General features: G+C 63.1%; 20 protein-coding genes. 10 read left to right on the top strand and 10 right to left on the bottom strand.

All coding sequences use genetic code 11. The features are described from left to right. Positions 1-116: 116 nt before the first annotated feature. From CIT39_RS17280 to CIT39_RS17300, 5 genes are all read left to right on the top strand, one after another. Positions 117-1,313, top strand: a complete 1,197-nt coding sequence (locus tag CIT39_RS17280) for a serine hydrolase domain-containing protein (RefSeq protein WP_094974174.1) — start codon at positions 117-119, stop codon at positions 1,311-1,313. Between the two features lie 15 nt (positions 1,314-1,328). After that, positions 1,329-3,323, top strand: a complete 1,995-nt coding sequence (locus CIT39_RS17285; protein WP_094974173.1) for a primary-amine oxidase — start codon at positions 1,329-1,331, stop codon at positions 3,321-3,323. Positions 3,324-3,907: 584 nt separating this feature from the next. After that, the gene (locus CIT39_RS17290) at positions 3,908-5,896 is read left to right on the top strand and encodes a TonB-dependent siderophore receptor (RefSeq protein WP_162308900.1); all 1,989 of its coding nucleotides are present in this window, start codon (positions 3,908-3,910) and stop codon (positions 5,894-5,896) included. A 10-nt stretch (positions 5,897-5,906) separates the two neighbouring features. Further along, on the top strand, positions 5,907-7,196 hold the full coding sequence (fsrB, locus tag CIT39_RS17295; RefSeq protein WP_094974172.1) for a siderophore utilization protein FsrB: 1,290 nt from the start codon (positions 5,907-5,909) through the stop codon (positions 7,194-7,196). A gap of 85 nt (positions 7,197-7,281) precedes the next feature. Beyond that, entirely contained in the window at positions 7,282-8,109 is an 828-nt protein-coding gene (locus CIT39_RS17300) for a hypothetical protein (protein ID WP_094974171.1), read from the top strand. A gap of 65 nt (positions 8,110-8,174) precedes the next feature. On the opposite strand, the gene CIT39_RS17305 is transcribed toward CIT39_RS17300, so the two are convergent. Continuing rightward, positions 8,175-10,127, bottom strand: coding sequence for an ABC transporter ATP-binding protein/permease (locus CIT39_RS17305; RefSeq protein ID WP_109853903.1), 1,953 nt, complete (start codon positions 10,125-10,127; stop codon positions 8,175-8,177). A 553-nt stretch (positions 10,128-10,680) separates the two neighbouring features. Between CIT39_RS17305 and CIT39_RS17310 the strand changes: the two genes are divergently transcribed. Then, positions 10,681-11,397 (top strand): Crp/Fnr family transcriptional regulator, encoded by a 717-nt coding sequence (locus CIT39_RS17310; protein ID WP_202975556.1) that lies wholly within the window; start codon positions 10,681-10,683, stop codon positions 11,395-11,397. 77 nt (positions 11,398-11,474) lie between these two features. Here CIT39_RS17310 and CIT39_RS17315 read toward each other — a convergent pair whose 3' ends face one another. After that, positions 11,475-12,266, bottom strand: a complete 792-nt coding sequence (locus CIT39_RS17315) for a sensor histidine kinase (protein WP_094973890.1) — start codon at positions 12,264-12,266, stop codon at positions 11,475-11,477. Positions 12,267-12,562: 296 nt separating this feature from the next. Here CIT39_RS17315 and CIT39_RS17320 point away from each other — a divergent pair, with 296 nt between their 5' ends. Further along, complete coding sequence (locus CIT39_RS17320; RefSeq protein ID WP_162848655.1) at positions 12,563-12,736, top strand: hypothetical protein; 174 nt, start codon at positions 12,563-12,565, stop codon at positions 12,734-12,736. Positions 12,737-12,801: 65 nt separating this feature from the next. On the opposite strand, the gene CIT39_RS17325 is transcribed toward CIT39_RS17320, so the two are convergent. The 6 genes from CIT39_RS17325 to CIT39_RS17350 all read right to left on the bottom strand — a co-directional run bounded on the left by CIT39_RS17325 (position 12,802) and on the right by CIT39_RS17350 (position 16,279). After that, entirely contained in the window at positions 12,802-13,251 is a 450-nt protein-coding gene (locus CIT39_RS17325; RefSeq protein WP_094973891.1) for a Spy/CpxP family protein refolding chaperone, read from the bottom strand. Between the two features lie 89 nt (positions 13,252-13,340). Next, positions 13,341-13,541 (bottom strand): CsbD family protein, encoded by a 201-nt coding sequence (locus CIT39_RS17330; RefSeq protein WP_094973892.1) that lies wholly within the window; start codon positions 13,539-13,541, stop codon positions 13,341-13,343. Between the two features lie 107 nt (positions 13,542-13,648). Further along, positions 13,649-14,002: a hypothetical protein gene (locus CIT39_RS17335; protein ID WP_244607599.1), complete on the bottom strand. Its 354-nt coding sequence runs from the start codon at positions 14,000-14,002 to the stop codon at positions 13,649-13,651. Between the two features lie 200 nt (positions 14,003-14,202). After that, positions 14,203-14,568 (bottom strand): hypothetical protein, encoded by a 366-nt coding sequence (locus tag CIT39_RS17340; RefSeq protein WP_244607600.1) that lies wholly within the window; start codon positions 14,566-14,568, stop codon positions 14,203-14,205. Positions 14,569-14,636: 68 nt separating this feature from the next. Beyond that, on the bottom strand, positions 14,637-15,047 hold the full coding sequence (locus CIT39_RS17345; RefSeq protein WP_094973894.1) for a BA14K family protein: 411 nt from the start codon (positions 15,045-15,047) through the stop codon (positions 14,637-14,639). A gap of 368 nt (positions 15,048-15,415) precedes the next feature. Continuing rightward, complete coding sequence (locus CIT39_RS17350; protein ID WP_094974054.1) at positions 15,416-16,279, bottom strand: transglutaminase family protein; 864 nt, start codon at positions 16,277-16,279, stop codon at positions 15,416-15,418. Between the two features lie 517 nt (positions 16,280-16,796). On the opposite strand from CIT39_RS17350, the gene CIT39_RS17355 reads away from it, so the two are divergent. The 3 genes from CIT39_RS17355 to CIT39_RS17365 are packed head-to-tail and all read left to right on the top strand — an operon-like array spanning position 16,797 to position 21,404. Then, complete coding sequence (locus CIT39_RS17355) at positions 16,797-17,828, top strand: TRAP transporter substrate-binding protein (RefSeq protein WP_094973895.1); 1,032 nt, start codon at positions 16,797-16,799, stop codon at positions 17,826-17,828. Positions 17,829-17,843: 15 nt separating this feature from the next. Next, positions 17,844-19,733, top strand: a complete 1,890-nt coding sequence (locus tag CIT39_RS17360; protein WP_094973896.1) for a TRAP transporter large permease — start codon at positions 17,844-17,846, stop codon at positions 19,731-19,733. Positions 19,734-19,754: 21 nt separating this feature from the next. Further along, complete coding sequence (locus CIT39_RS17365) at positions 19,755-21,404, top strand: acyl-CoA synthetase (RefSeq protein ID WP_162308545.1); 1,650 nt, start codon at positions 19,755-19,757, stop codon at positions 21,402-21,404. 63 nt (positions 21,405-21,467) lie between these two features. Here the strand turns inward: CIT39_RS17365 and CIT39_RS17370 are convergent, their stop codons facing one another. Both CIT39_RS17370 and CIT39_RS17375 read right to left on the bottom strand, forming a co-directional pair. After that, positions 21,468-22,445, bottom strand: coding sequence for a TRAP transporter substrate-binding protein (locus CIT39_RS17370; RefSeq protein WP_094973898.1), 978 nt, complete (start codon positions 22,443-22,445; stop codon positions 21,468-21,470). 31 nt (positions 22,446-22,476) lie between these two features. After that, a complete protein-coding gene (locus CIT39_RS17375; protein WP_094973899.1) occupies positions 22,477-23,790 on the bottom strand; it encodes a TRAP transporter large permease in 1,314 nt (437 codons plus the stop codon).

Consider the following 23,790-nt stretch of genomic DNA (forward strand, 5'->3'; position numbering starts at 1 on the left):
GCTCGAGTCCAGCAAAATATTGCCGGATCTCGATAACGCCTGACGACGCCGCGGTGCAGGCTTGCGTCCTGCCGTTCCGACATCGCAGTCGGGGTGGCGCTTCGCGGAGGATCGAGATGCGACCGACCGATGTCATGCGCGGCAGTCCGCCCGCGCCCGAGGCCCAGGTGACGCGCGCCAACTGGCGCAGCTTTCCGGCGATCCGCTGGGGCTTTACCCACACCCGCGAAGTGCTGCCGACCGCCGAGGTCCGCCGCTCCGCGCATCCGACGCCGATACCGAGCGCGCCGCACGAGCTTCAGAAGCTCGGCTTCACAGCACCCGACGGCAAGCCGACCACGATCGAGGCGACGCTGCGCGAGACCTTTGGCGATGCGCTGCTGGTCATGCAGCGGGGCACGCTGATCCACGAATGGTACGGCGACGGCATGAGCGCGATCACGCCGCATCTGATCTGCTCGATCAGCAAGTCGGTCGCGGGCACGCTCGGCGGCGTGCTGGCCGCGCGTGGGCTGCTCGATCCGGAGGCGAGGGTGGTGCGCTACGTGCCGGAGCTGGAGAGCTCGGTCTATGGCAGCTGCACCGTGCGCAACGTCCTCGATATGGCGGTCGCGATCAAGTTCGAGGAAGACTACGAGGACCCCGCGGGCGATGTCGCGCGCTATCGCTTCTCCTCGGGCTGGGACGTGCCGCCGCCCGGCGTCGAGCCCGGCCATCAACGCGCCTATCTCACCACGCTGCGCGGCACCGGCAAGCCGCACGGCAAGGTGTTCCACTACGTCTCGACCAATACCGAGGTGCTCGGCTGGGTCTATGAGCGTGCCTGCGGCATGCCTTATCCGCGCATCCTGTCGGACTATCTCTGGCAGCCGCTGGGTGCCGAGGAAGACGGCTCCATGACGCTTGACGGCCACGGCATGGGCCGCATCGCCGGCGGGCTCTCAGTGACCGCGCGCGACCTGTTGCGCTTCGGCGAGATGATCCGCAACCGCGGCGTGGTCGAGGGGCGGCAGGTGGTGCCGGGCTGGTGGATCGACGACATCCACGAGAACGGCGATCCGCAAGCCTGGACGGACGGCGATCTCGCCGACATCTTCCCGGGCGCCCGCTACCGCAGCAAATGGTACACGATCGATCCCTCACGTAACGATCTGGCCGGGATCGGCATCCACGGCCAGTGGCTCTACATCGACGCGGCCACCGACACCGTCATCGTTAAGCTCGCGACCCAGCCGAAGGCGATGGACATTCCGCTCGACCATCGCTGGCTCGCCGCCTTCCGCGCCATCACCGCGCATCTTGCCCCGCGCTGACCTCTGGACATCACCATGCTCGATACCGTCAAAGCCAAATCCCCCGCGCAGACCGCGACGCCGCATCCGCTCGATCCGCTGACAGCCGAGGAGATCGCGGCCGCCTGCACGCTGGTGCGCGCCGCTGCGGCCTCGCCGGAAAACTGCCGCTTCCCGACGGTGCGGCTGGAGGAGCCGACCAGGCAGGAGCTGGCTGCGGGCGCAGCAGGGCGCCGCGCCTTCGCGCTGACCCTGGACATCACCACGGGCGAGGCGATCGAGCACATCGTCGATCTCGGCCGCAGTGAGATCGTCGGCCGCAAGGTCATTCCGAACCGCGAGGCGCCTTATGGGCAGCCGCCGGTGATGCTGGAGGAATTCTTCAAGTGTGAGGCCGTGGTGAAGGCCGATCCCGGCTGGCGCGCGGCGATGGTTCGGCGCGGGTTGACCGACAAGGACATCGAGCTGGTACAGGTCGATCCGTTCTCCTCGGGCTTCTTCGATTTCGAGTACGAGCGCGGCGCCCGCATCGTGCGCGCCGTCAGCTTTTTCCGCGAGCATCTGCAGGACAACGGCTACGCCCACCCGATCGAGGGCGTGGTGGCCGTCGTCGACCTGATCGCCGGTAAGGTGATCGATCTCACGGACGCAGATCCGATCGTGCCGATCCCGCGCAAGAAGCGGAACTACGGCGCGCATGAAGTCACCAATCCGCGCACCGACATCAAGCCGCTGCATATCGAGCAGCCCGAGGGTGCAAGCTTCAAGGTCGATGGCTGGAAAGTGGATTGGCAGAAATGGAGCTTTCGCGTCGGCTTCACGCCGCGCGAGGGCCTCGTGCTGCATCAGCTTGCCTACCAGGACGGCGCGCGCAAGCGGTCGCTGATCCATCGTGCCAGCGTCACCGAGATGGTGGTTCCTTACGCGGACCCGACCGCGAACCATTTCTGGAAGTCGGCGTTCGATGCCGGCGAGTACGGCCTCGGCATGCTCGCCAATGCGCTTGAGCTCGGCTGCGACTGCCTTGGCAACATCCACTATTTCGACGTGCCGGCCGCCGACAGCAAGGGCGAGCCCTTCGTCATGCAGAACGCCATCTGCATGCACGAAGAAGACTACGGAATTGCCTGGAAGCACTACGAATTCCGCAACGGCCTGTTTGAGGTCCGCAGATCCCGGCGGCTCGTGATCTCGTTCTTCGCGACTGTCGGCAATTACGATTACGGTTTCTACTGGTATCTATACCAGGACGGCACGATCCAGCTGGAGACAAAACTCACCGGCATCATCCAGACCGCCGCCGTGCCGTCAGGCAAGACCTACAAATGGGGCGGCATGGTCGACGACAATCTCGGCGGCCCAACGCACCAGCACTTCTTCAACGTGCGCCTGCACATGGATCTCGACGGCGGCGGCAACACGGTGACGGAGCACGAGTTCGTGCCGCGGCCCTGGGGCGACGACAATCCGCACGGCAACGTCTTCGACACCACGACGCGCGTGCTGTCGCGCGAGCGTGACGCCGCGGCGGTCGCCAACGGCGAGACCGGCCGGTTCTGGAAGATCAATAATCCCAACGAGACCAATTCGGTCGGCGGCGCGCCGGCCTACAAGCTCGTGGTCAATCCAAGCCCCTTGATGTTGGCGCAGGAGGGCAGCTATGTGCGCAGGCGCGGCGGCTTTGCAACCAAGCATGTCTGGGTGACTGCATTCGATCCCGCCGAGAAATACGCCAGCGGCGATTATCCGAACGTCCATGCCGGCGGCGACGGCCTGCCGCGTTACGCCGCGCAGAACCGCAACATCGAGAATGCCGACATCGTGGTGTGGCACTCCTTCGGCCACACCCATGTCTGCAAGCCCGAGGACTTTCCGATCATGCCGGTCGAATACGCCGGATTCATGCTGAAGCCGACCGGCTTCTTCGCGGCCAATGCTGCCGGCGACATCCCGCCGGACCGCAATAGCCGCAGCGTGGTAACCGGCGAAAAGAGCACCGCCGCAACCTGTTGTCACGCGGCCGAAGCGTAACCTTCAACGGCTCGCGCCTTCGGCTTCGCTCGCAACGCTGATCGCGCGATGCAGCCATCGCCTACGGCGGCGTCTCAAACAGATTGCCGAGTTAGTCTGGAAGTATTCCAGTTCTAAAGAAGCGACGGCGCATTGCGCGTGAGCGCATTCGTCGCACGTGCGGCACACAGGTCTGGAGAAATTCTAACGGCGTTCCTATCGCACTCGCAAATTGCCTGAGTTAGGGCGGGTCATCAAAAATGATACCGGCAAAGCCGGCAGTGCGTGGGGCCTCGATCGACGTGACCGACTTCCAATTTTCTTCGCGTGGGGACACGCGCCATCGACAGATTGGGGTGCTGCTGCTCGGGGCGGTCAGTACATTCTCGCTCGTGGTTCCCTTTGGTTCCGTGGAGGCGCAGACGCAGATTCCCGCCGTCACCGTCGACGCGCCGGTTCAGCGCACCCGCCCTGCGGCGGTTGCTTCGTCGCGAAGGGCGGCGACACGCACCTCGCGCGCGAATCGTCGCTCTCCCGCGCAGCCGGCCACGCCGACCCAGTCGGCGTCGTCGAACGGCGCGACGGGCGAACGCGCCAATGGTCCGGTGCGCGGTTTCGTTGCGACGCGAAGCGGCACGGCAACCAAGACCGATACGCCGTTGATCGAAACCCCGCAGTCGGTCTCCGTCGTCACCACCGACCAGGTCAGGAACCAGGGCGCGGTCTCGATCGGCGAGGCCCTGCGCTATACCGCCGGCGTCAGCGGCGACGTCAATGGCGGCTCCGACACCCGCTTCGGCGCTCTGCAGATCCGCGGCTTCGACACCACCATGTCGGGTCTCTACGTCGACGGCCTGCGGATCCCCTCCAGCAACTACGTGCACTTCAACGGCCTCGATCCCTACGGCGCCGAGCGCCTGGAGGTGCTCAAGGGCCCGTCATCGGCGATGTACGGCGGCAGCGGTACCGGCGGCATCCTCAACTACGTGACCAAGCTGCCGACGGCGCAGCAGTTCGGCGAGGTCTCGGTCTCCGGCGGCAGCTTCAACCGCTATCAGGGCCAGTTCGACATGGGCGGCTCCGCCAACAAGGACGGCACGGTGCTGTGGCGCCTCACCGGCGTCGTCCGCGACGGCGAGACCCAGGTCGACTTCACCAAGGACAACCGCGTCTTCATCGCGCCCGCCGTCACGTTCAAGCCGAACGAGGACACCACCATCACGTTGCTCGCCAATTACCAGCGCGACCGGGCAGGGTGGGGCCTGCAGTTCCTGCCGGCCTCGGGCACGGTGTGGCCGAACAACGGCCGCACCATCCCGGTCTCGTTCTTCGCGGGCGTGCCGAGCTTCAACGCTTTCAACACCGAGATCGCAACCGCGGGCTACCAGCTCTCGCACAATTTCACCGACAACATCACGTTCCGGCAGAACCTGCGCTATGCCTATCAGCACAACGAGGAGAAGGTGTTTTACGGCGGCGGCTACACCGACGAGGCCGCGGGGCAGCTCGCGCGCTTCGGCAGCTACAGCAACTCCTACATCAATTCCTTCGCGGTGGATAATCAGCTCCAGGGCAAGTTCACCACGGGCATTTTCAGCCACACCACGCTGGTCGGCGTCGACTATCGCAACACCTCCTTCCGCGACACCGCTTTCTCGGTCACGACGTCAGCGCCGGAGATCAACGTCTTCAACCCGGCCTACAGCTACGACTGGACTGTCGGCGCCATGAGCGACAATACCGGGGTCAAGCAGTCGCAGGTGGGCCTCTATGCGCAGGACCAGATCAAGCTCGGCCGGTTGTCGTTCCAGCTCGGCGGCCGCCAGGATTTCGTGACGACGCAGGTCGACAGCGGCCTCGCGAACACCACTGTCGCGAAAGATGCATCGGCCTTCACCGGCCGCGCGGCATTGATGTACAATTTCGACAACGGCATCGCACCTTACTTCAGCTACTCGGAATCGTTCCTGCCGGTGCTCGCGACCGGCGCGTCCGGACAGATGCTCAATCCCGAGACCGGCGTCCAGTACGAGGTCGGCGTCAAGTACCAGCCGCTCGGCTGGAATGCGCTGTTCACCTTCGCGGCCTTCGACCTGACGCGCGATAACGTCGTCACCTACGCACCGCCGCTCTACATCGCCGAGCAAACCGGGCAGGTGAAATCGCGCGGCATCGAGCTTGAAGGCACGATGTCGCTCGCCGACGGCTGGAACCTGCGTGCCGCCTATGCCTATGTCGATGCCATGGTCACGCAGGATCCGGTGAATGTCGGCAAGGCTCCGGTCACCGTGCCGCTCAACCGCGCCTCGTTGTGGAGCGACTACACGCTCCAGAACGGGCTGCTCGCCGGCTTGCAGTTCGGCGGCGGCATCCGCTATGTCGGCGCGACCTGGGGCGATGATGCCAATACCTTCAAGGTGGGATCGGCGACCGTGCTCGACGCACTGCTCGCCTACACCCGTGACAATTGGCGCTTGTCGCTGAACGTCACCAATCTTGCCGACACCCGCTATGTTGCCGCCTGCTACAGCCTGTCAGGCTGCTTCTACGCGGAGGGACGCAAGGCGATCGGCAAGCTAACTTACCGCTGGTGAGTGCAAGACGATGAGAGCGATATTCGGCAGACTGCATCGCTGGGCGGGACTGCTCACGGCCGGATTCCTGTTCTTCTCCGGCATCACCGGAGCGATCATCTCCTGGGATCACGAACTCGACGACGTCCTCAACAGCCATCTGTTCGACGTCAGGAGCAAAGGCCCGGCGATCCCCTCGATCGAGCTCGCCAGGACAATCGAGCAACGCGATCCCCGTGCGCGTGTCGTCTACCTCTTCATGACGCCGGAGCAGGGCCATTCGCTGTGGTTCTTCGTGATGCCGCGGATCGATCCGGCGACCGGCAAGCGCTACGCGCTCGACTACAATCAGGTCTTCCTCGATCCCAACACCGGCGCGGAGCTGGGCCGCCGCTATTGGGGCGCGGTGTGGCCGGTGACGCGGGAAAACTTCGTCTCGTTTCTCTACAAGCTGCACTACACGATGCACATTCCGGAGTTCTGGGGCAGCGATCGCTGGGGCATGCGCGTGCTCGGCGTCATCGCGATCATCTGGACCATCGATTGCTTCGTCGGCTTCTATCTGACGCTGCCGTCGCGCCGGCGGGCCAAGGCGGCGCGGGCACCTGCCGTCACGCGCCAGCTCGAGCGCGGCTTCTGGGCGCGATGGGCGCCGGCCTGGACCATCAAGACCTCCGGCAGCGCCTACCGGATCAATTTCGACATCCACCGCGCCTTCAGTCTCTGGACCTGGGGCGTGTTGTTCGTCATCGCCTTCACGGCGTTCTCGCTGAACCTCTATTTCGAGGTGTTCTCGCCGCTGATGAAGATGGTGTCGAACTACACGCCGACACCCTATGAGCAGCGGCCTTATCGCGATCTCGACGATCCCATCGAGCCCAAGGTCAGCTTCGCGGACATCGCCGCACGCGCTGCCGCCGACGGCAAGGCGCGCGGCTGGACCATCCCGGTCGGCTCGATCAATTACGGCCCGGCTCACGGCGTCTATGCCGCCGCCTTCTTCCACCCCGGCGACGATCACGGCGCCGGCGGCGTCGGCCCGGCCCAGCTCTATTACGACAGCGAGGACGGCCGCCCGATCGGCGAACGGCTGCCCTGGGTCGGCACCGCCGCCGATATCTTCGTCCAGGCGCAGTTCCCCCTGCATTCGGGCCGTATCGTCGGCCTGTTCGGCCGCATCCTGATCTCGATCATGGGGCTGGTGGTGGCCGCGCTCTCGGTCACCGGCGTCGTGATCTGGTGGCGCAAGCGCCGTGCCCGTGTCCGCGTGCGCGAGACCGCTGCGATGCGGCTGAGCCGGCAGCTGACGCCGGCGGAGTAGGGCACGGTGAAACGGTCGTCGGGATGAACCTTCCGGTTTCGCAGGGCCACAAAGATGGGAGATATCCCCAGTTCCGCGGATCCCCATGAAATCCTATGCCTTGCTCTGCCTGATCGTCCTGGCGGCGCCCGTCCAGGCCGCAGCGCCCGAGCAGTCTTATCTCGACCTCCGCGATCGCTACATCGCAAAGTTCTCGAAGGCGAAGGAGAGCGACGAGCTCTCCAAGCAGCATGACGCGGCTCTGGAAGAGCTGACGAGCGTGTTGCGCGGCCTGATGGGTCCGGTCACGATCAAAGGGCTCTCGGGAGACGGCAAGTCCAACGTCGACACGCTCTTCAGGGATGACTCCGGCTTCGGCCATCTCGACGGGCTCGGCTTCGCTTCCGACGGCGACAAGATGCAGGCCGTGGTGACGACGACCGGGTTGCTCAGGCACTGGCTGCGCGAGCGCCGCGAGGACGGCCTGCCGCAGGAGATCGGTGCCGCGCTCAGGTCGGACCGCTTCTACTATTACGCCATCCAGGACGCCGCCTTCGCCAAATATGCTGAGCTGCCGGTCACCAAGCCGGCGGGCGCGAGCGTCGCGGTCGCCGTGCTGGGCCTGCGCGGCAATGGCGATCTGAAGGGACCGCCCGACGAAATCGACGTCGTTGCGATCCAGGGCGAGAAAGTGTTCTTCGTCGCGGCGCGGGACGTCGTGAAGTCGGCCCCGATCCCGACCTGCGAGAAGGTCTGGAAGCAGATGATGGCCAAGCCCGTCGACAAGAAAGACCCGCGGGGCGACATGACCCGCGAAGACAATGCCATGACCGCCTTCACGGCGTGCTTCGCCAAGGCGGCGCCGAGTCAGAGCTGGTTCGCGGCGGCCGTCAAGAAGGCGCAGAGTCAGCTCGACCTGCTACCACTGCGGTAGTTTCGCAGCGCCGCGACACTAGTTGACTCAAATCAAGGATGAAGGTGGTTCGAAACGCCCCGTCATCATGTTCGGATAGTCAGCAGCCAATCGTCGAGCCGTTGCAGCCAGCGCCGAGGCGGAGGCGGAGCGGGGGGCGGTTTGAGCTTGAGCCGGTCGCCGTCACGTCCATGAACAAGCTGGAGCGTTCGGGTGTGGTAGACGGCAAGATCCGGTCGGTGACCAATGCTCAACACGGTGGTCTGCTTCAACTCGTCATCGAACAGGCGCATGACGCGGCGCTGGCTGTCTTCGTCGAGCGCGGCTGTCGCCTCGTCGAGAAAGACCCACCCAGGCTTGTGCAGGAGAAGCCTCGCAAAAGCGAGGCGCTCCTGTTCGCCAAGCGAAAGTTCCTTGTCCCAGCGCTCGGTCTTGTCGAGCTTGGGAATGAGATCGCCGAGATCGCACCGCTCCAGGGCTTGTCGCACATCCGCGTCAAGGAAGGCGTCGGCCGGGCTCGGATAGCTCAGGGCGTTTCGGAGCGTGCCCAGCGGCAGGTAAGGGCGCTGCGGCAGGAACGCCATGGCCTCGGGCGCAGGCGTGAGGATTGTCCCGGATCCCCACGGCCAGAGGCCCGCCACGGCGCGGAACAGCGTCGATTTTCCTCTTCCGGTGTCGCCGACGATCAGTACCCGTTCGCCTGGGGTGATGCTGACGGTCGCGTCATCGATGACGATATGCCCATCCGGCAGGAGGATCCGCACCCCCTCGAAAGCAAGATTTCCGTCCGGGTGCAGCGCGCGTTTGATTTCCTCAGCGCCCTGTTCGATCGCAGGCAGGTTGTCGAGGGCCTCGCGAAACCGCGCGACCCGGTGGACCGCTGCACGCCAGTCGGCGAGCCGTGAGAAATTATCGACGAACCATCGCAACGCCAATTGTACCTGGGTGAACGCGCCCGCCACCATGATCAGGCCGCCCAGCGTCAGGTTGCCGCCGAAATAGGCCGGTGCTGCCACCAGGATCGGAACGACCAACGACAGCCAGCCGATGCCTGATGTGATCCAGGTCAGGTGAGCGAGCGAAGAGGATATCCGCCGCATCGTGTCCACGACAGCCGCGAGCGCGGCCTCGAGATGCCGCCGTTCGTCATTTTCCCCGCCATGCAGTGCGATGCTCTCGCCGGACTCGTTGACCCGAACGAGTGCAAAGCGGAATTCCGCCTCACGAGCATATCGCTCGCCGTTCAGGGCGATCAGCGGCCGCCCCACGATCCAGGTCAGAGCCGAGCCGATCGAGGCATAAGCGAGCGCACACCAGACCATATAGCCGGGAATGGCGATGTCGTAGCCCGCGACCTGGAAAGTGACTTGCGCCGAGAGAGTCCAAAGCATCCCGACGAAAGCTATGAGCTGAAGCAAGGAATAGACGATGCCGCAGCCGAGGTCGGCGGTGTAGTCGCCCAAAAGGCGCGTATCCTCCTGGATGCGCTGGTCCGGGTTGTGACCATACTCGCCGGCAAAGCCGAGCTGATAGACGCGCAGCGGCTTGAGCCACTCGGCCAGGAGGTGACGGGTGATCCACTCCCGCAGTCGAAACTTCAGGCGCTCCTGGAGAAAGGTGTTTGCGACCGTGAGCGCCAACAAAATAGCGATGATGACGACAAACGTCTGGAGATCGTGAACGAAGCCCGACAGGTCCTTGCGGCCGACGGCGTCGAAGAACCGGCCGTTCCAATCGTTGAGTTGGACTTGTCCAAACATGTTGGCAATTGTGATGACAGTCGAAGCAATGAAAATCGCCACCACCCGTCGCCCGCCTTCAGCCTGCCGAAGCACGCGCGTGAACAAGCTCAGGTCCCGGGCAAGATTGAAATCGTGTACTGGCGCAGCTTTGATGAGCGCGCTCGCGAGAGGAGGTCTGGCGGTCGCGTCCGGCATGATCGGCAGCAGAGGATCTGCGGGCTGCGGCAGCTTCGCAAATGCCTCCGCCGAAGGGGGGACGGCCTGGGGAGCCGCAGGTGATGCAACGTCAGCCTTCATGCGTCCGCGTCCCCCTGTTTCATCAGCCGGATCACCGGATTAGACAAGCAGGCCCCGGGCGGTCAGGATCTTGACCCACCGCGATGACTTTCCCCGCGGCATCATCATGATCACGCTATCATGAAAGTACTTGTTTCAGGAAGAAGCCTGCAGAACCGTCATCACGGCATTGGCTTCAAAGCCCATCCATCGGCTGGGGACATGTCAGAGAATAATGGAGAAATCCGACCTGCAGGAAGGCGCCGAGGCCGTAGTCGGGAGCTTTCGGAGAAACCTCGGAGGCGCGCAGCGCAGAAAGCAAGCGTGCGGATTGGGCGAGCTATGTCGGTTTGGCAAATAAAGATCGATTTGCCTATTGCTCGCAACCCTGCGCAGATGCTGGCCAATTCACGCTGACAATGGAAAGGTTCCCGCCTCGTCACGCCTATGACGGGTAGCGGACCGACAAGCGATCCCGGTCAAGCCTATATAGCGGGTACCGTTGGACGCCCACTCGGAGCGTCACACTCACCCCTGCGGAAAGAGGCTCGACCGACCGGGCAGGAAAACCGCAGTGAAACTTTCAAATCAGGGCCGCGCGTTGGACAACAGGTTGTTGGCCGCGCTGCCGCGTGCACATTTCGAGCTTCTCGTGCCGCATTTGGAAGACCTGTCCCTGCCGCAGGGCGCAACGCTTTCAGAGCCTGGCGACGAAATTTCGGAAGTGCTTTTCCCACATGACGGGATGCTCTCACTCCTTGCGGTGATGCGAGACGGGAAGGCCATTGAAACGGCCACTGTGGGGCGCGAAGGCGTCGTGGGCGCAATGGCCGGATTGGGGTTGTACACCTCGATGGTGCGAGTCGTCGTTCAGCTTCCGATGAGTGCAACCAGGATCGCCGCGACCAGATTTAGGAAAGCCGTGCAAAGAAGCGACGTCATTCGGGATCTCTGTGTCAACTACAATGAGGTGTTGCTGTCGCAGGCACGGGTAACGGCGGCCTGCAATGCGTTACACCCCATAGAGGCGCGTTTCTGTCGATGGCTGTTACAGTCTGCTGACAGAGCTGGCGGCGACAGGATTGGGCTGACGCAGGAGTTTCTGGCTGAGATGCTCGGCGTGCGGCGCACTTCAGTGACTGAAATTGCCAGCAAGATTCAAGCTCAGGGTCTCATTTCATACAGCAGGGGCATGATCACGATATTGGACCGCAAGCGTCTGGAGAAGCGGTCGTGCGAGTGTTTCCAAACGCTATTGGATCAGTCCGAAATGTTGCCGCCTATCCGCTAGAGCCGACGACGGTCCTTTTAGTCTTGGCGGTCTAGATTCCCGCGGCCGTCGTTTGTCGGGGTGTTTGGTGACGGCGCCTAAACGCTTGCTTCAGTCGGTGCAGAAAACAGCACGGTAAATCGTGCGCCCTGGCCGTCGGCACCACGGCCGATCTGCAATTCACCGCCAATCTGGTCGGTAAAGGATCGAACAATTCTCATCCCCAGGCCTTTGCTGGCGCCGGGATCGAATCCCTCAGGCAGAGGCGGGCCATCATTGGAGACCGATAGCGCGTAGCCATGTTTCGGGTCCGGCCCCAACGAGATGGCAATCCGGCCCTTGCCGTACTTTGCCGCGTTTGTGATCAACTCGTTGGCGATGAAGCCGAGCGGAATGGCGATGAGGGCGGGCAAATCGATTTCAATGCCTTCGACCCTGATTTTCTCCGTGGAGGCGTCAGACGACGACATAGCGGAAAATTCGCCTCCAAGATCCTGGAGGAATTTCCTGAATTCGATTGTTCTCACACCCTCGTGCGAATGAAGGCGATGGTGGATGCGTGCAATCATCGAGACGCGATTGGCCGCCGCGAGCAATTGTGAGGCCGCTTCAGGGCTGGTCGAATTGCGGCTCTGCAGCGAAAGAAGGCTGATGGTCATCTGGAGATCGTTCAACAGCCGATGGTCGGATTCCGCCTTCAAGAGTTGCTGTCTGTGGATCAATTCGTCCTTTTGAAGAAGCAGTGCTTCGCTCTTCGCAAGCGCCTTACGCAATCGAACTGCGGTGAGCCGTGGATCCGTCAACTCAGCAGCGGGCAGGCATTGATCCGGATTCTGAAAGATCACGCCCGAAGGCGGGTCCGCACCGCCTGACGTCTTTTCATCAATCATGATTGGCCCCCGTGAGAGAGAGTCTCACCGCATTCAACTGGAAGATGAGCCTAGAGCCGCAAGAGAAGGCCCGATTGATGCAAATCAACTATGTCCGGCACCCGACATTATCTCTTTGCGCATGCACCGTTCGATGCGGTCGCGCTCGGTATCCCACTACTGGGTGGGCGAACGTTTATTGCCGCCTCGGTGGACAGCTTTCGTTTCGGAGTTGCTGGATGAGCCCGGCGGCGATCCGGAACCCTTGATCGAAGGGTTCGTTGAGTTACCGCGCGTCTGCGCACGGAGTACTTCCAATGACAAATAAGCCATCAGCCTCTGCCCAAAAGACCTCTGCCGACAAGCACAAGGGAATGATGGGAGACGGCACGGAAGAGCAAAACCTCAACCAACCAGGTAAACCCGGCGCTCGCATCGATAAGGAAGAGGTGACTGCGGCCTTCGAAAAGAAGGCGCCCCCGAAATCGTGACGCGCGCATAGCGGCGCTCCGCCAATGATAAGGCCGCCTCAACGGGCGGCCTTATTTCAATGAGCTCAGCGAGCGCGATCCCTGCGAAAAAGTGCGTCCGTAAAGCGGCGCTTCTGTTGATCGTCGAGACTGCTGTAAAGCGGTTGGGCGGCGTCTGCGAGCTTCTTGCGGGCATTCGCCTCGTCGATCTGCTGGTCAGCATCGCTGCGCATCTGGTCGATGAGATCGACGCTGCCCCGTTGCCTGGCGTGGGCATTTCGCCAGGCAATCCGTTGTTCGGTCTGCTTCTTCCACATATCCACCGCTGCGGTTTCGAAAGCAGACCAGTTCTTCTCCTGCTCCGGTGTGAGACGCAGGTCAGCCTTCATCTGGGCGGCGCGCGCCGCCGCCTGATCTGTGATTTGGCCCGCGGTCAGCTCTATGGGGTCCGAACGGTCCCGCGCGACTGCCGATCCAGTCATTGCAGTGCCGGTCAGCAAGACCGCAGTCGTGACGAGCATAAGGGTCTTCCGCATGAATTCTCCTCCTGGGGATGTGTGAGTCGAGAATGCACCGGGTCGCGCTGCCGCATCACGCAACGCCCCCGGAGAACAAGGACGACAACTTACTTGAGGGCAGAGAACCAACTGTCGATGTCCTTGCGAACCTGATCCTTTGCAAAGCCATATCGCTGTTGAAGCCGACCTTCGAGCTGGTCGCGCTTGCCGTTGATCGCGGTGAGATCGTCGTCAGTCAACTTGCCCCACTGCTCCTTCACTTTGCCTCGGAGCTCCTTCCAGTTTCCTTCAATTTGATTCCAGTCCATCGTGTGTCTCCAGATTTCAGTGTGAACAAACTACCGCGTCATCGCCGTTGCTGAGCCGTTGCGGCTGCGACAGAGATTGCCAGGCCCAGACAACGTCGAGCGTGCCCTCAGTACGGAGCGTAGTATTGACGGCGATAGGGATAGGGGCCGCCGCCGTAGTAGCCTGGTGCATAGTAGCCCGGGCCGTAGTAAGAGGGCCCGTAAGCCCCATAGGCGGCCACTCCGGCCGCGGCACCCAGAATTCCAAGACCGATGGCGGCGCCGGGAGCGCGCCGGTAGACGCGACCACCACGGTAGTGGCGCCGGTAATAGACTTCCGTCATTTCGGATGAGGCCGCCGCTTGTGTCGGAAGAGCCGTGCTCGGCGAAATCGGAGCTGCTCCCGAAGGGAGTACCGAGCCGAGCATCGCAGCACCGAAGAGCGCGACGGTAATCGCCGATGTCCTTGTCTGCATATTCATCACTGTATCCTCTCGAATTTGGAGCATCTCAAGCGTCAGTGGCCTGCGTATCGCCAGGTGGGCTTGGTGGCTGCCCAGTTGCAGCGGCTGACGAAGAGCCTCAACGTAGAGTGCTCTCAAGGTCCATGGCAGGTCTTAAAGCCTCGCGGTTCTCGCGAAGCGATAGACCTGCAGGTGTATCCGCGCTGTGACTTGATCGATTACTTGGCGCAAGCCTTGTCGGCTTTCAAAGCCGCTTCTGCCGAAGCCTTTGTGGTGTGGGCGGCGCCGACGACCTTCATGTTGCTGCCGGTAGCAGGCTGGCTCTCGACGATCTGACACTTCATCGTCGCGGTATCCTGAGCCAGGTAAAACGACGAGGGCGATTGCCCAACGGTCTTGCCGGTCTCAGCCGCGAATAACGGAGATGCGAGTGCGAGGACTGCGACCGTCGCCAATAGGGTGCGTTTCATGGAATCCACCAATTCTTGTTCGTCCGGGATCGGACAAAGAACGAATAGAAGCGGCGGACAGGCGTTCCCGCCTATGGCGGGTTTGTTTTTCGCGAACGAATTGACGTGGATCAACGACGGCTTCGAATATCTGTGGGCAGCCCGACCAGCATATCAGACTGCCCAGACCGAGGTTGCCGTCGTTACGGGCAGGGATGCCGCAGGCCATCATAGCCGAGATAGGTTCCGGAATACGGGTCATAGGACCTGAAGCGCCGTGCGCAATAGCCGACCGCGTCGTCAACATAGGGAGGCGGAGCGACGTAGGCCGGTCCGTAGCCGGGGCCATAGCCATAATACCCGTAGGGTTGCGTTGCGCCAATGATCGCTCCGCCGATCAGAGCGCCGGCGATGCCCGCACCAATTCCAATTCCTGCACCGCCATGATAGCCGCCGCGCCAGCCGCGGCGATATTGCACCGTCTCTACCGATGGTGCCACCGCGCCACGCAGCATCAGCGGGGAAGTGAGCGGCGCCGCAGCGACGGGCGCGACTAGCCACGGCGTCGTGGCGGCAACGAGCGCAACAAGCGTGGTTTTGGACAATTTGCTCATATCAGCATCTCCAGATGCGTTTTCGGGTAGCGCGGCGATCTGCAGCCGGCGTCTTCGGAAAGATGCGCGATAATGATCCAGGAAGCCTTACGTGAATTGATCTAGCGCAACGTGAGCGCGCATCGATTGGACCGACTTGGTCTTGCCGATCGGAGAAATTCGCGAAGCAGTGCCCGGCGCGCGAGCGAGGGGCGATCTTTCCTTCATACGCAGTCGCGCACGCGCGTCGCTGCCAAGGCAGCACAGGGCGCTTCCATGCTTTCGTTCATCAGCGGGATCCTGATCATCTGCGTCGCCGGGGCACTTTGCTTCTGGGCCATCGACAGGTCCGTCAACGAAAGCCGGCCGGCAATCCGCCGAAGGTCGACCTAAGACGAGACAAAAACTTCTACGGACATCCCGGCAAAGGCGCCGGTGCTGCCGACGAAGCTGCCGGACACCGGGATGGTTTGCCGGATATCGCGCGCGACCGCGACCGGGATTAGATTGAAGCCGCCGAGGCTGCGATTGGTGGGGTCGAATGTGATCCAGCCGGCTCCCGGTACGAAGACCTCCGCCCACGCGTGGGTCGATCCCGCACCGCTCGACCCGATGCTCCGTCGTTCTGGATTGTAAAGATAGCCGGAGACGATTCTGGCTCCGAACCCGAGCATGCGTGCTGCTTCCGTGAAAAGCACCGCGAAATCCCGGCATGACCCCCAGCCGCGATGCAGGGTTTCTACCGGCGTTTGGGTGCCCTCGTCCTCACGGCTCTGATACCGGACAGCTTCGGAAACGCCGACGCTGAGGTCCTTTAGCAGCGACAGCGTGTCAGTCCGACTTCCTCGGACGAACATTTGTGCCCAATTTCGCAGGACCCCCGCCGGGTCCGAGAACTGGGGGAGGGCGAGGGCGCCGAGGTCGGTCCAGTCGTCGTCAGAATAGCGGAATGGGTAAGACATGGCGGAGACCGCGATATCGAACACCGGCCATGCGACGGCGTCGAGCTGAAGCTCCGCGACGCTGGCGATCACCAGATTTGAGGCCGTCATCTGAAACGTCGCCGTCGCGATCGCATTGCCAAACACATCGTGCGCCCAGGTCAAGGCCGCAGGCGGCGTCACCGTGACGTTGCTCGATATCAGACGAAGCTCGCGGCTTTCGCGCGGACGAAGCATCAGGCGGTGCGGCAACAGGCGCACATGTTCGTTGAATCGATAGGTTGTCGTGTGAAGAACCTTCAGCGTAGTCAGCGAAAGCTCCAATCGGGCAGCTTGTGACCTGGGCTCTTATCCAATGGCCCCTCGGGAAGTATGGCCGGGTTGAACCTGCCCATGCAAATGTCGATCCAGGCGCGACCAGGATGGTCGTAGCGCGCCGGGATTGTCGGCCGGGAGCGGGGTTCCGGGTAGCCGCGGATTTGGTTGGCTGACCTGCACGCCCATATCCGCAATTCGCATAAGGTATATTATGGAATATCTTTTTGTACAATCAGATCAGTTATTTAGACCGAACTCCTATCACAGCACCTTTGCCCGGGCGTAATTTTCAGTCCGGGCCTCAAACGCCGCCCCGATGCTTGACGGCTACTGTGCATGAGGTTGTTTTTCAGATTTTGCATCAGGGTCCATCTCGCCGAAAGCCGATATTGCCGTGACCTTGTCCGGCTGCAATAAGCGAGACCTCGCGAGATCGCAGATGACCTTCAGGGCTTCCGTCCGTATAGGTTTGCGACTCAGAACAACAACAAACTTCCGAGGAAGCAGACCCATGGTCTTTTCAACGCGCTTTTCCCGCCGCACGCTTCTCAAAGCCTCCGCCGCGACCGCGGTCCTGGGCGGCATCGGTGCGCCCCATGTGGCCCGCGCCCAGAGCGCCGAGTTCACCTACAAGTACGCCAACAACCTGCCGGACACCCATCCGATGAACGTCCGCGCCAAGGAGATGGCGGCGGCGATCAAGACCGAGACCAACGGCAAGTTCGACCTCCAGATCTTCCCGAACAACCAGCTCGGGTCCGACACCGACATGCTGAGCCAGATCCGCTCTGGCGGCGTCGAATTCTTCACGCTGTCCGGCCTGATCCTGTCGACGCTGGTGCCGGCGGCCTCCATCAACGGCATCGGCTTCGCGTTCCCGGACTACGACACGGTGTGGAAGGCGATGGACGGCGACCTCGGCGCCCATGTCCGCGGCGAGATCAAGAAGGCCGGCCTCGAGGTCATGGACAAGATCTGGGACAACGGCTTCCGCCAGACCACCTCGTCGAGCAAGCCGATCACAGGCCCCGACGACCTCAAGGGCTTCAAGATCCGCGTGCCGGTGTCGCCGCTGTGGACCTCGATGTTCAAGGCGTTCGACGCGGCGCCCGCCTCGATCAATTTCAGCGAGGTCTATTCGGCGCTGCAGACCAAGATCGTCGAGGGCCAGGAGAATCCGCTGGCGATCATTTCGACCGCCAAGCTCTACGAGGTGCAGAAATACTGCTCGCTGACCAACCACATGTGGGACGGCTTCTGGTTCCTGGCCAACCGCCGCGCGTGGGAAAAGCTGCCGCAGGACGTGCGCACGATCGTTGCCAAGAACATCAACGCCGCCGCGGTCAAGGAACGCGAGGACACCGCCAAGCTCAATGCCAACCTGCAGCAGGAGCTCGCGACCAAGGGCTTGACCTTCAATCAGCCCACGGTGGCGCCGTTCCGTGACAAGCTGCGGACCGCCGGCTTCTACGCCGAGTGGAAGGGCAAGTATGGCGACCAGGCCTGGGACCTGCTGGAAAAGGCAGTCGGCAAGCTGTCGTAACCCGTTGGGGCCGTCATGGCTCATGTCGAGGTCGAGGTGACCGCAGTGGCGGGCGAGGTGGCGTTTCAGTCCCCTCGCCGACCTTCCGTGCTGGCTTCGCTCGAGCGCGTGCTTGGTCTCGTCGTCGAGATCCCGGCGGCGACCCTGGTCGTCGCCGAGATCGTGATCCTGTTTGCCGGCGTGGTCGCGCGCTACGGCCTGCACCGGCCGCTGATCTGGTCGGACGAACTCGCCTCGATCCTGTTCCTGTGGCTCGCCATGCTGGGCGCGGCGGTTGCGTTCCGCCGCTCCGAGCACATGCGCATGACCGCGATCGTGGCCAGCGCCAAGCCGTCCATGCGGGCCTATCTGGATCTGGTCGCGACCTCTGCGGCGCTGGCATTCCTGGTCCTGATCGTCTGGCCGGCCTGCGACTACGCCTATGAAGAAAGCTACATCACCACGCCGGCGCTGCAGATCTCGAACATGTGGCGCGCCGCCGCGCTGCCGGTCGGCATCGGCCTGATGGCGGCGTTTGCCTTGCTGCGGCTGCTGCGCACGGCCGATTGGCGGACGGTCGCCGCGGCCATAGCCACGGTTGCCGTCATTATCGGCCTGTTCTGGCTGGCAGAGCCGTCGCTGCGGCCGCTCGGCAATCTCAACCTCGTCATCTTCTTCGTCGGCGTCGCCGGCTTCTGCGTCTTCGCCGGCGTTCCCATTGCGTTCGGCTTCGGCCTTGCGATCTTCGGCTATCTCGCGCTGACGACACGGACGCCGGTCATGGTTCTGGTCGGTCGGATGGACGAGGGCATGAGCCATCTCATCCTGCTCTCGGTGCCGCTGTTCGTGTTTCTGGGGCTCTTGATCGAGATGACCGGCATGGCGCGGGCCATGGTGGCGTTTCTCGCGAGCCTGCTCGGCCATGTCCGCGGCGGCCTGCATTACGTGCTGGTCGGCGCCATGTACCTGGTCTCGGGCATATCCGGCGCCAAGGCCGCCGACATGGCGGCCGTCGCGCCCGTGCTGTTTCCGGAGATGAAACAGCGCGGCGCCAAGCCCGGCGATCTCGTCGCACTTCTGGCGGCGACCGGAGCCCAGACCGAGACCATTCCGCCGAGCCTCGTGCTGATCACGATCGGCTCGGTCACCGGCGTCTCGATCGCCGCCCTGTTCACCGGCGGCCTCCTGCCCGGCGTCGTGCTCGCGATCACGCTCTGCATGCTGGTGTGGTGGCGCTACCGCCACGAGGACATGAGCCACGTCCGCCGCGCCACGGGCGGCGAGATCGGCAAGACCTTCGTCATCGCCCTGCCCGCGCTCGCCCTGCCCTTCGTGATCCGCTATGCCGTGGTCGAGGGGATCGCGACGGCGACCGAGGTCTCCACCATCGGCATCGTCTATGGTGCCCTGGTCGGCCTCCTCGTCTACCGCCGCTTCGACTGGTCGCGGCTGTTTCCGATGCTGGTCGAGACCGCCGCGCTGTCCGGCGCCATCCTGCTGATCATCGGCACTGCGACCGGGATGGCCTGGGGCCTGACCCAATCAGGCTTCTCGCGCTCGCTGGCCGCGGCCATGACCGGATTGCCGGGGGGAGCAGCGACCTTCATCGCGGTGTCGATCCTGGCCTTCACCATCCTCGGCAGCGTGCTGGAGGGCATCCCGGCGATCGTGCTGTTCGGGCCGTTGCTGTTTCCGATCGCCCGGGCCGTCGGCGTGCACGAGGTGCACTACGCCATGGTGATCATTCTCGCCATGGGTATCGGGCTATTCGCCCCGCCGTTCGGCGTCGGCTATTATGCGGCTTGCGCCATCGGACGCGTCGATCCGGCCGAGGGTATCCGCCCGATCTGGGGCTATCTGCTGGCGCTGCTGGTGGGATTGATCATCGTCGCGATCTTCCCCTGGATCTCGATCGGATTTCTTTGAGGCGTTTGACGGAGGATGTCGATGAGTGAGCGGCAAAACCAGTACCATATCGGTCTCGACAAGACGCCCGCCAATTACGTTCCGCTCAGTCCCTTAAGCTTCCTCGCGCGCAGCGCGGCCGTCTATCCCGATCATGTCAGCACGGTCTATGAGGGCCGCAGCTTTAGCTGGGCGCAGACCCATGAGCGCTGCAAGCGCTTTGCGTCCTGGCTCGCGCGCAAGGGCATCGGCGTCGGCGATACCGTGGCGGCGATGCTGCCGAACATCCCGGCAATGAACGAGGCGCATTTTGCCGTGCCCATGACCGGCGCCGTGCTCAACGCGCTCAACATCCGCCTCGATGCGGCCTCGATCGCGTTTCAGCTCGATCATGGCGGCGCGAAGATCATCCTGGTCGATCCCGAGTTTTCGGGCGTGATCACCGATGCGCTGGCGCAGATGACGGGCGCGAAGCCTTTGGTGGTCGATGTCGACGATGCATCGTTCAAGGGTGGCAGCCGCATCGGCGAGATCGAATATGAGGCGGCGGTTGCGCAAGGCGACCCCGATTTCGCGGCGATCACGCCGAGCGACGAATGGGACGCGATCGCGCTGAGCTACACCTCGGGCACGACCGGAAACCCCAAGGGCGTCGTTACCCATCATCGCGGCGCCTATCTCAACGCGGTCAGCAACATCCTCGCAGGCCAACTCGGCCAGCATCCGGTCTATCTCTGGACGCTGCCGATGTTCCATTGCAACGGCTGGTGCTTTCCCTGGACCATCGCGGCCGCAGCCGGCATCAATGTCTGCCTGCGCAAGGTCGAGCCGACCAGGATATTCGAACTGATCAAGCAACACGGCGTCACCCACATGTGCGGCGCGCCGATCGTGTATAATGTGCTGATCAACGCCCCCGATGCGCCCAAGGGCAACGCCGCGCGCCGCGTCGTCGGCCTGATCGCGGGCGCCGCGCCGCCGGTCGCCGTGCTCGAAGGCGCCGAGAGCATCGGCATCAAGCTGACCCACGTGTACGGCCTGACCGAGGTCTACGGCCCCGCCTCCGTCTGCGCCGAGCAGCCCGGCTGGGACGAGCTTCCGCCGGCCGAGCGCGCGCGCATGAAGCGCCGGCAGGGCGTGCCCTACCCGCTCGAGGAAGGCGTCACCGTCATCGATCCGCAGACCATGCGGCAGGTGCCGCGCGACGGCGAGACCATCGGCGAGGTCATGTTCCGCGGCAACATCGTGATGAAGGGCTATCTCAAGAACGAGAAAGCGACGAAGGAAGCTTTCGAAGGCGGCTGGTTTCACACCGGCGACCTCGGCGTGCTCGACGAGCACGGCTACGTCATCATCAAGGACCGCTCCAAGGACATCATCATCTCCGGCGGCGAGAACATTTCCTCCGTCGAGGTCGAGGACATCCTCTACAAACACCCGGCCGTGCTGTTCGCCGCCGTGGTGGCAAAGCCCGATCCGAAATGGGGTGAAGTGCCCTGCGCCTTCGTCGAGCTGAAGGACGGCGCGACCGCCAGCGAAGCCGACATCATCGCGTTCTGCCGCAGCCACATGTCGGGCTTCAAGACGCCGAAGGCTGTCGTGTTCGGGCCCATCCCGAAAACGTCCACGGGCAAGATCCAGAAATTCCTGCTGCGTAATGCGGTGGGATCGGCGAATGCGATCTCGGCTTGAGGGAATGCCGTAAACTCCTCCGCCCGCACGCTGGAGAGCGGCGGGCGGAGGATGTCTCCGTCCTCACATCTTCTTGTAGGCGTCGACGATGGCCTGACCGTCGGCCCCCGCCTTCTTGAGCCAGTCGGTCGTGAGCTGCTCGCCGATCTTCTGGAAGCCCGCCTTCAACGCCGGGCTCGGCGGCTCGACGGTCATGCCTTTGGCCTTGAGCTGATCGATGTACCAGGTGCTCTTGTCCTGCCAGGCCTTCCAGCCGCGGGTTTCCGCCGTTGCCGCCGCCTTGAGAATGGCCTCCTGTGTCGGCTTGTCGAGCGCGTCGAACGCGGCCTTGTTGACGAAGGTGTAGTCCTTGGGAATCCAGGCCTGCACGTCATAGAAATATTTCAGCGACTCCCACGCCTTCGCGTCGTAGCCCGTGCCGCCCGACGACATGAAGGAATTCACCACACCGGTCGCGAGCGCCTGCGGCAATTCCGCGGCCTGGATCGTGACCGACTGCGCGCCGACCAGCTCTCCGATACGCGCGGTACCGACATTGTAGGCCCGCCATTTCAGGCCCTTCATGTCTTCGATCGTGGCGAGCGGCTTGTTGACGTACACGCCCTGCGGCGCCCACGGCACCACGAACAGCAGCTTGAGCCCCTGCGCATCGAGCTTCTTGGCGATCGCGGGCTTGGAGGCCTGATACAGCTTCATCGCGTCCGGGAAGCTGGTCGCCAGGAACGGGACGACGTCGATGCCGAACAGCGGATCCTCGTTCTCGTGGATCGAGAGCAGCACCTCGCCCATCTGCGCCTGCCCGGTCATCACCGCGCGCTTGATGTCCGGCGCCTTGAACAGCGAGGCGCCGGGATGAACCGTGATCTGGAGCTTGCCGGACGTCGCTGCATCGACATCCTTGACGAAGGCGACCAGGTTTTCGGAGTGCGGATTGTCCGCCGGGTACGCCGCCGGCAGATTCCATTTGGTTTGGGCCAAGGCGGGGGTCGCAATCGCCATAACGCCGGCGATCAAGGACGCGCGGAATAAACGAGACATCATCGGACTTCTCCTCACTTCGATTTGAATACGCTCAGTCTGGGAAAGCGAGCTTGGGCAGGAACATCACGATCTGCGGATACTCCGTGATGATGAACACGGCAGCCAGCAGCAGGACGAAGAACGGAAACGCCGCCCGCGCAACCGTGAACGTGTCGCGTCCACTCATGTTCTGCAGCACGAACAGATTGAATCCGACCGGCGGCGTGATCTGCGCCATCTCGACATGGATGATGAGGTAGACGCCGAACCAGACCAGGTCGAGACCGGCCTGCCTGACCATCGGCAGCACGATGACGGCGGTCAGGACGATCATCGAGATGCCGTCGATCAGGCAGCCGAGGATGATGTACATGATGCTCAGATACAGCGCGAGCATGCCTGGCGTGAGCTGCTGCCCCTGGACCCAGGTGGCGAGCGCGGCCGGAATGCCCGTATAGGCCATCGCAGCCGTAGTGTAGGCCGCGCCTGCCAGGATCAGCATGATCATGCAGGTCAGGCGCGTCGCGCTCATGATGCTTTCGAGGAGGTTCTTGCGCGTGAGCGTGCCGCTCCACCACGCCAGCAGCAGCGCGCCCGTAACACCCCATGCCGCGCATTCCGTGGCTGTCGCGAAGCCCAGCACCAGCGACAAGAAGACTGCCATGATCAGCAGCAGACAGGGCGCGAGCTTCGCCGATTCCTGCAGCTTCTGTCGGAATGGCATCGGCGGATCGCGGGGCGGAACCTTCTTGGGATTGAGCAGCGACCAGATGATGATGTAGCCCGAATAGAGCACCATCACGAGCACGCCCGGCAGGAAGCCGCCGAGGAACACTTGGAGCACGGAGACGTTCGCCGTGACGGCGTAGACCACCATCGGGATCGAGGGCGGGATCAGAAGGCCGAGCGTGCCGGAGCCGGCGAGCGAACCGAGGCTCAAGCCCTTGTCGTAGCCGCGCTTGTCGAGCTCGGGCAGCGCGATCTTGCCGATGGTCGCACAGGTCGCGGCCGAAGAGCCCGACACCGCCGCGAAGATGCCGCAACCGATCACGTTCACATGGGTCAGGCGCCCGGGCAGCCACTGAACCCAGGGCGACAGGCCCCGGAACATTTCCTCCGACAATTTGGTGCGGAAGAGGATCTCGCCCATCCAGATGAACAGCGGCAGCGCAGCCAGCGTCCATGACGAACTGGCGCTCCAGGTCGTCGTCGCGAGCACGGCGCCGAGCGGCAGGCTGGTCGTCAGCGCCATCGCCACGAAACCGACGAGGCCGAGCGAGACAGCGATCCAGACGCCGCTTCCCAGCAGCAGGATCATGACGCCGAGCAGGACGAACGCCAGCTCGATCATGCCGAGATTGGCCAT

Origin of the sequence: Bradyrhizobium symbiodeficiens, from assembly GCF_002266465.3 — a bacterium.
Taxonomy (GTDB): domain Bacteria; phylum Pseudomonadota; class Alphaproteobacteria; order Rhizobiales; family Xanthobacteraceae; genus Bradyrhizobium; species Bradyrhizobium symbiodeficiens.